5 protein-coding genes are annotated in these 8,330 nt (G+C 66.6%); all 5 read right to left on the reverse strand.

Features of this window, described 5'->3' with window-relative positions; genetic code table 11:
- Positions 1-3 precede the first annotated feature (3 nt).
- Positions 4-825 (reverse strand): carbohydrate ABC transporter permease, encoded by an 822-nt coding sequence (locus ACIA12_RS02190; protein WP_396364961.1) that lies wholly within the window; start codon positions 823-825, stop codon positions 4-6.
- Positions 818-1,693, reverse strand: coding sequence for a carbohydrate ABC transporter permease (locus tag ACIA12_RS02195; protein ID WP_396364962.1), 876 nt, complete (start codon positions 1,691-1,693; stop codon positions 818-820). The genes ACIA12_RS02190 and ACIA12_RS02195 overlap by 8 nt, the downstream gene beginning before the upstream one ends.
- Positions 1,690-2,958, reverse strand: coding sequence for an ABC transporter substrate-binding protein (locus ACIA12_RS02200; protein WP_396364963.1), 1,269 nt, complete (start codon positions 2,956-2,958; stop codon positions 1,690-1,692). Before ACIA12_RS02200 ends, ACIA12_RS02195 begins: the two co-directional genes overlap by 4 nt.
- Complete coding sequence (locus tag ACIA12_RS02205) at positions 2,955-5,405, reverse strand: glycoside hydrolase family 97 catalytic domain-containing protein (protein ID WP_396364964.1); 2,451 nt, start codon at positions 5,403-5,405, stop codon at positions 2,955-2,957. The genes ACIA12_RS02200 and ACIA12_RS02205 overlap by 4 nt, the downstream gene beginning before the upstream one ends.
- A gap of 73 nt (positions 5,406-5,478) precedes the next feature.
- Positions 5,479-8,085 (reverse strand): glycoside hydrolase family 97 catalytic domain-containing protein, encoded by a 2,607-nt coding sequence (locus ACIA12_RS02210; RefSeq protein WP_396364965.1) that lies wholly within the window; start codon positions 8,083-8,085, stop codon positions 5,479-5,481.
- Between the last annotated feature and the right edge of the window lie 245 nt (positions 8,086-8,330).

Here is an 8,330-nt window from a genome sequence, read left to right on the forward strand (position 1 = left end):
TCGTCACCCCTTCAGGCCGCTGCTGGCGATACCGGCGAAGAACTGCCGCTGCAACACGATGAAGACGACCACCAACGGCAGGGTGCAGATCAGCGCACCGGCCATCAGCGTGGGGTAGTCGGTGCCGAACTGCCCCTGCAAGCTGGCGAGCCCGACCGGTAGTGGCCTGGCGTCACCGGCCGGGGCGACGATCAGCGGCCAGAGCAGGTCGTTCCACGAGTAGAGCGAGGTCAGGACGGCGAGGGCGGCGATCATCGACCTGGCCATCGGCAGCATCACGCTCCAGAAGGTCCGGAAGGTGCCCGCGCCGTCGAGCCGCGCCGCCTCCTCGTAGTCCTTCGGCATCGTCAGGAAGGCCTGCCGCATCAGGAAGGTCCCGAAGGCCGAGAAGATGCCGGGGATGGCCAGCGCCGGCACCGTGTCGAGCAGCCCCAGCCCCTTCATGATGTCGAACTGGCCGAGCAGGAACAGCTGACTGGGAACCATCAGCATCAGCATGAAACACGCGAACAGGGTCCTGCGCCCGGGGAAGTTCAGCCGCGCGAAGGCGTACCCGGCCAGGGCGGCCACGAACACCTGGCCGACGACGCGCAGGACCAGCGAGATCACCGAGACGGAGAACTGCGCCCAGAACGGCGTGACGTGGAAGAAGCTGCGATAGCCCTTGTCCGTCGGAGTCGACGGGAACAGCGTCGGCGGCAGCGAGGCGACCTCGTTGCTGGTCTTGAAAGAGGTCAGGATCTCCCAGACGAACGGAACGACCATGAGAACGACGGCGGTGATCAGGACGACGTGCAGACGCCACTGTCCGCGACGGCTAGTCATAGACGACCCACTTCTTCTGGAGACTGAACTGAATCGCGGTCACGATCATGATGATCACCAGCAGCACGATCGCGATCGCCGCGGCATAGCCCTGCTTGAACTGCACGAAGGCCGCCTCGTAGAACAGGTACACGATGGTCTTCGAGCCACTCAGCGCGGTGTTGTTGATGCTGCCCAGCATGATGAAGACCAGGTCGAACATCTGCAGCGCCGAGATCGTCGTCAGAATGGTCACGAAGAAGATGCTCGGACTGAGCAGCGGCAGCGTGATGGAGAAGAACTGCCGGACCCGGTTCGCGCCGTCGAGCGCCGACGCTTCGTAGAGGTCCGCCGGAATGTTCTGCAGTCCGGCGCCGAGGATGATCAGGTTCACGCCGAGACCCATCCAGATCCCGACCACGGCGAACGCGTAAACGGCGAACCGGTCATCGGCAACCCAGTACTCGCCCGGGATGCCGACCAGCGACAACACGTAGTTCAGCAGCCCGAAATCGCCGTTCAGAATGAAGCGCCAGACCATTCCCACCGCGACCGGCAGCGTCACCACCGGCAGGAAGAACAGCACCCGGTAGATTCCCCGGCCGCGGGACACCTGCTGGATCAGGGCCGCGAAGACGACCGCCAGCGGAATGCCCAGCAACACGATGACGGTGTACTTCGCCGAGTTGCCGAGCGCGCTCCAGAAATCGGCGTCGGAGAGCAGCTTGTGGTAGTTGTCGACGCCGTTGAACTGGCTCGGACCGAAGACCGGGACCTTCCGGAAGCTCTTCAGGAAGGTCGCGGCGAACGGCCAGAGGTACAGGGCGGCCAGGCCGATGAACGCCGGAGCGATCATGGCGAAGGCCGCCCAGTCAATACGCTTTCTCATCCGTTCTCGGCCAGTACTTTGTCGATGGCGTCGGCGTACTGCGCGGTCGCTTCGGCGACCGACATCTTCCCGTCCCACGCGGGCGTCAGGTACTTCGCCTGCAGCCCCTGCCACTCAGCAGCGTTGCCCTGCACGGGCAGCGGTACCGAGTACGCCTTGGCGTCGATGAACGTCTGCAGGTTCTTGAACTCGGGCATCGCGCTCATCCAGGTCTTCTCAGTGCCCTTGTACGCAGGCAGCACCGCACCCGACTTCGCCTGGATGTTCGCCGCCTCCTCGCCACTGGCGAAGAGCAGGAACTTCTTCGTCTCCTCAGGGTGCTTGGTGCCGGCGTATCCGACGTTCTCGATCCCGCTGGTCACGGTGGCCTGCTTCACGCCCGTCGGCAGCGGCGCGACGTCGACCTTGGCCCGGATCGCCTTGTTGTCATAGAGCTTGAGTGCCCAGTAGGCGCCCGAGACGTACATCGCGACCTTGCCCTGCTCGAACATCGTCTCGCCCTCGGTGTCGGACAGTTGCTGCAGCGTCGGTGACGACTTGTCGGCTTGCAGGTCGGTCCAGAACTTGATGCCCGCCTGGGCTTCGGGGCTGTCGATGGCAGCGGTCTTGCCGTCGTCGGAGATCACCTTGCCGCCGGCCTGGAAGATCGAGTTGTAGTACCCGCCCTGGTAGTCGAGCGGCGCGGCCACACCCCAGGTCCCGCCGGCCGGGTCGGTCAGCTTCTTCGCCGTCTCGCGGAAGTCGGCCCAGGTCCAGTCCGCCTTGGGATAGGCGACGCCGGCCTTGTCGAACAGAGCCTTGTTGTACCAGACGGCGTTCGTGTCGACGTCCTTCGGCAGACCGTAGAGCTTGCCGTCGCCCTGGTCGTACAGGTCGAGCACTGCCTTGGGGTAGTTGCCAAGGTCAACGTTCTCCTGCTTGACGGTGTCCGTGATGTCGAGCAGCTGGTTTCCTGCCGCGTACGGCCTGATCTGCTGGGCAAGCATCCAGAAGGCATCCGGCGCGGTCCCGCCCGCGGCGCCGGTCTGCAGAGTGGACCAGAACTCGGGGTACGGCCGCTCCTGGATCTTCACCGTGATGTTCGGATTCTTCTTGGTGAAGGCAGCGGCGATCTCTTGCATGGCAGGCGTCTGGGTGCCGGCCCAGATCCCGTAGGTGATGGTCACCGGCCCGTCGGAGCTCGACGACTTCTCACCGCCGCCGCTCGAACAACCGGCGAGCAGCGCCGCCAGGACCGCGATCGACAGCAACGACTTCCTGTTCATCTGTTTCCTTTCGTCACGATGAAGCGGGCCGAGGCCCAGTCCACGTGGGCTGGAGGGTCGCCGGCGGCGACCTCTCGGGTGGACAAGGTGACAACGCGAACGCCGGAGACCTCGACGTCGAGGTCCACGGCGGTGTTTCCCGCTTCCAGTACGACGGAACTCAGCTCCCGGCCGTCGCCGCTCACCACGGCGACGGTGCGCGTCTGCGGGGTCTCGTCGTCGATCCCGACGCTGGCGGTGAACCGGCCGGCGTGCCCGCCGAAGTACAGGTCGACCGCCGACGGCGTCGACACCCCGAGGCCGTCGGCGAAGTGCGCTCCGGCGATCAGCATCGGCGATCCGTCGGCCGGATTGCCGCCGCCGTTGCTCAGGTCGCGCTCGACCGGGCCGCTTTCGTTCCGAAAAGCCAGCATGGGCAGGGCCGAGACGCGGTGTACGCCGGCCACGAGCGGAGCAACCACCCGGGTATGGGCGATTGCCGGAGGCATCGAGGTGGACTCGACGGTGACAACGCCCTGAGTGCCCGGTGCCATGTCGCTCGGAGCCTGGATCCGCCAGCGCCCGTCGCCGGCCGGCTCGGCACTCCAGCCAGGCGGCACTCGCACCCGGCCATCAGTGGTGACGACGGCGGTGTTGTCATCGCCGAGGACGGCGAGCGCGGGCTCGACGGCTGGTGCGTCGACCACGGCGCGAGGAGTCGATCGGAAGAGCTCGCCATCGGAGACGATCGCCACGAAGCCGCCGTTGTCAGCGAGCGATACCTCAAAAGAATGACCTGACACCGTACGCTCGCTGAGCCCGGCGGTGTCCTCGACGATCCAGGCGACCGGATGCGTCAGGCCAAGCCGGTCCAGATCGACAGACACCACGCGCCGGCCGCCGGCGGCGATGCAGCCGATGAACCAGCGATCGCCGTACCGGCGCGCGATCACAGCCTCGGTGTCAGGCGTGCCCGCAAGCAGCACGGTCTCGTCCCACACCGGCGCCAGCTCGGCGAGGAAACGAGCGGCGAGCGGTCGCTCGGCATAGGCGGCGACATCATCGGCGAAGTGCGTGATCCCACACTCGAACACCACGCTCAGCGCCAGCTCGTGACCATCGCTGGTGACCCGATCGGCGGCCGAGAACGCCACCGGCGTGTAGTCCATCGCCCCGACGACGTTCCGGGTGAACGGCAGGATGACATTGTGCTCAGCCGTCAACGGAGTGTCGTTGTAGAACACGTAGTACTCCGAACCGCGAACGGCCTCGTACCCGACCACCTGCGGCCAGGTCCGGGCCCAGCCACGCGGAATCACCGAGCCGTGGAAGTTCACCATCAACCCCAGGCGCGCGGTCTCCTGCAGCACGGAGTCGTACCAGCGGTACCGGTCCTTCGACTCCGACTCCATGAAGTCGACCTTGATGCCGGCCACACCCCACGACCGCCACAGCGCCAGCCTGCCGAGCTTGTCCGGCCCGTCGAGGTCGTGCCACACGGTCCACAGGTGCACCTGGATGCCGCGGCGGCTCGCATAAGCGACGACCTGGGGGACCCAGGTCTCCTCCCAGCCGCAGTCGATCAGCAGGTGCTCCCAGGACAGTTCGGCCGCGGCGTCCACGAATCGCTTCTGCTGCTCGAGCTGCGCGCCGGAGTAGAAGTCGGACCACCACGACCAGGCGGCACGGCCGGGCCTGATCCAGTCAGCGGCGGCGAGCTCCGGTCGTACCGGGGAAGCCAGCTCGTCGACGAACAGGGACTCCACGACGTCCGCGAGCGAGCCGATGATGAACACCCGCCACGGGGTGACGTCGCCGCGGGCGACCTCGACATCGGAGTCGGCGATCTCGAAGCCGAGCGTCGTACCCGAGATCGCCGCGTGGGCGCCGGAGTACCGCCCGTCGATACCGGACTCCGTCACCAGCAGGTAGTCGTCGCCCGACCGGGCGAGGAACGGGAGCCCGTACGCGCCGGGGGCGAGGTCCGAGAGGCTGACACCGACCCGCGGTGTTTCGTACCAGGTCTGGTAGTCGAGGACCCAGGCTCGGGTGAACAGGTCGAGCTCGACGCTGGTGTGGTCCGACGTGACGTTGGCGAGGCCCTGCAGATCGGGGATCGCATATCGTACGGCGACTCCGTCCGGACTGACCCGGATGCGGATCGTCCAATCGCGCTCGGTCTCCGGGTGATGCAGGTCGACCCGCAGCTCCCGGTGGTCGGCGAGGTGATCGCCGCGTGCCTTGCCGGCGACAGCGAACCACTCCTCGACCACCGGGAACTCCGCTGTACCGACGAGCGCCGACCCCGAGCCGAGGTCGGCGCCGTCGACGCTGATGCCTAGAGCAACTACTGCGAGTGGTTGCCCCGATCGCGTCAGTGTCAGGCTGATGGATGATCCGCCGACTGCCAGCGCCGCCGTGACGGTACCGTTGCCGACGATCATTTCCCCACTCAGCTTGTTGATCACGAGCGCCACCCTAGTGACCGGCGGCACCCGCGAACATGGTTGTTCGGCGCTAAGACATGGACGATTCGACGGATCAGCGCACGACGCTGAGCCGGTCGATGCCGACCGCCGCCGAGGAGGCGCTCTTCACCCTGATGACGTTCGAGCCCGTGGTGAGGGTCAGGCCGAGCGTCTTGGTCGCCATGGCCGTCGCGGACCCGGTCGCGGGCAGTGTGACGGTGACGGCCGTGCCGCCGTTGACCTGAATCTGGACGGTCTGCGCGGTCGCGCTCGCGTAGTCGAGCCGCACGGTGTGGTTGCCCGCGGACGACGCCGTCACGCCGTTGACGTCGAGCGTGCCGCTACCGCTGAGCGACTTCACGAATGTGCCGCCCGAGCAGCCGGCGCAGGCGGCCGTTGCCGCGCCGCCGGCGAGCGTGTTGCCTGCCGCTTCGGCCTCGGTCGCCCGCTCGATGGTCAGCGCGTCGATGTCCGGGGCGAACGCGCTCGGGTTGTCGAACTTGATCGTGTTCGAGCCCGCGACGAGCGGGACGTCGACCGACCACTTGTTGACGAACTCCCAGCCGCCCGAATCGGGCAGGCTCTCGGTGCTCAGTACCGTGCCGTTCACCGTGATCCGCACCGATCGCGGATCGGCCGAGGTGTAGGTGAACGTCATCCGGTGCGTACCGGCCGTCGATGCCGTGACGCCGTTGAACTGCACCGAGCCGCCCGACCCGACGTTGCCGACCTTCGACCCCGTCGAGCACCCCTTGCAGGCGTCGACCGAGGCAGACCCGGCCCGGGTATTGGTTGCCGACTCCGCTTCGTACCGGGTGTCGGCACTGCCGATCTGGGCGAGCGGCGTCTGCGAGATCTGTACCGCCACACCGCCGGTCGCGATCATCGGCAGCGACAGGGTCGTTGCACTGGTCACCGACTGCGTGCTGACCTGGACCCGGCCGGACGCGTTGTCGGAGAAGATGGTTGCCGTGTAGGTGCCCGCTCCGAGGAACGACAACGGCACGGTCGCCGTACGAGCCGGCGAGGTCATACCGGCAACGAACCAGTCGGACCCGGACCGCCGGGCGAGTGTGATGTGGTCACCCGGGAAGCCTTCGACGACCTTCGTCTGGTCCCACGTGGTCGGGATGGCCCGCATCAGGTGACGCCCAGGCCACTGCTCGTACGCCGCCGCTGAGTCGGCGTAGTTGATCATGCCGGTGTTGTAGACGATCGCTTGCGCGAGCGTGTGGCCCTGCGTCAGGACCGAGGCGTTCTGCGAGATGATCGCCGGCGTGTAGTCCATCGGGCCGATCGGGCCGCGCGTGAACGGATACGTGACGTCGGCGGCCGCTGTCGTGGGCGGCGGGTACTTGTAGTGCTCGGTGCCGGCCACTGCCTCGGACGTCAGGACCCAGGGCCAGGTACGGTTCTCGCCGCCGGGTTTCGTGCTGCCGTGGAGGTCGAGCATCATCTGGTTCGCGCCGGCGGCGTCGCCGATCGACTGGTACCACTTCTGTACCGCCTGCGAGTCGCTCAGGAAGAAGTCGACCTTGAGACCAGCCACTCCGTAGGCCTTGTGGTCGGCAACCAACTGGGTCGCCTGCGCGGGTGTCTGGCCGGCGTCGGCTGTTACCCAGGCGAAGACCTTGACGCCCTTCTGGGCGGCGTACGCGGAGATCGCGGGCAGGTCGACGGCCGGGGTGTAGCAGCAGTCGACCGTGACGTACTCGAAGCCCATCTCGGCCGCGAAGTCGACCATCTGCTTCTGCTTGGTGAGATCGGAGGCGCTGTCCTCGTCGGAGTACCAGGACCAGGCGGCACGCCCCGGCTTTACCCAGGTCGGCGTGGTCGCGGCCGGCGGGTTGAGGTTCTGCACGAGGTCGGAGTTGTAGAGGACGTCGAGGTTCGGCGCGATGACCGCCACCCGCCACGGGGTCTGGAACGGATAGGTGCTCGACATCGGGAAACCTTGGTCGGGCGTGCGGGACAGCTTCAGCAGCCCGGTGCCGAGACCGTCGCCCTCGAGCATGCCGGGTGCGTAGCTCGCGTTCGAGTTGTAGCCGTTGGCTTCGCTGATCAACGTGAAGTAGGCGTTGTTGTTGATCGAGGCCAGCGCCGGCATGGTCAGATCGACGCCCGAGTTGAGCCCCGCCGCGTTGCGGTAGATGTAGTCCTGCTCGTAGTTGGAGTTCCACGGTGCCGCCCACCCACCAGTCGTGGCCGGCAGCCGGAACCCGGTCGTCTCGCCGGTGATCGAGATGGCGCCACTGCCCGGAAGCACATACCGGAAGGCGATGCCGTCGTTGTACGCGCGAACGACCAGCTGCATCGTCGCGCCGCTCTTCGTGTAGGTCAGCGTCAGCTGCCGGCCGTCGTTGAGGTAGCTCGGCTTGGTCCCCGCGGGCAGCGAATAGGTCTCGTTGATGATCGAACGAGATTCGCCGGTGTACGTGAGTCCTGACGTGAAGTCGACGGTGCTGGTCGTGATGCCGAGCGGCGAGTCACCGAAGATGCTCGTGCTGCCCGACACGACGCTGTACGTCAGCCCGCCGCCGGCCTGGTCGGTGACGGTGATGTTGGTCAGCCCGTCCGGCGAGGTCAGCGTGTGAGTGACGAGAGCGAGTGCGGGGCTCGCGGTGAGCAACGGCAGACAGAGCGACAGCGCGGCAGCCAGCGCCAGCACCCGTTTCGTCAAACGCCTTGTTTTGTGGGAGATCTGCATGTCTTTCCCCTCGGTCAGTGAGGCGGCAGGCGACCAATGGGTGCGCCGGCAGTCCGACAGTACGGACGCGCGGCTCCGGCGAAAATGAGACTTTGGCTCGCTGACATGGATGATCCGACTTGCTTTTTTCCGCTCCTGGCCGATTTCGGTGGGGCCGGCGGATTGACGGGGTGGGGTGGAGGGAGGACTCTCGGGGGTAGGGGAATCTCGGGGCAGGG

Origin of the sequence: Kribbella sp. NPDC051620 (assembly GCF_044453825.1) — a bacterium.
GTDB lineage: Bacteria > Actinomycetota > Actinomycetes > Propionibacteriales > Kribbellaceae > Kribbella.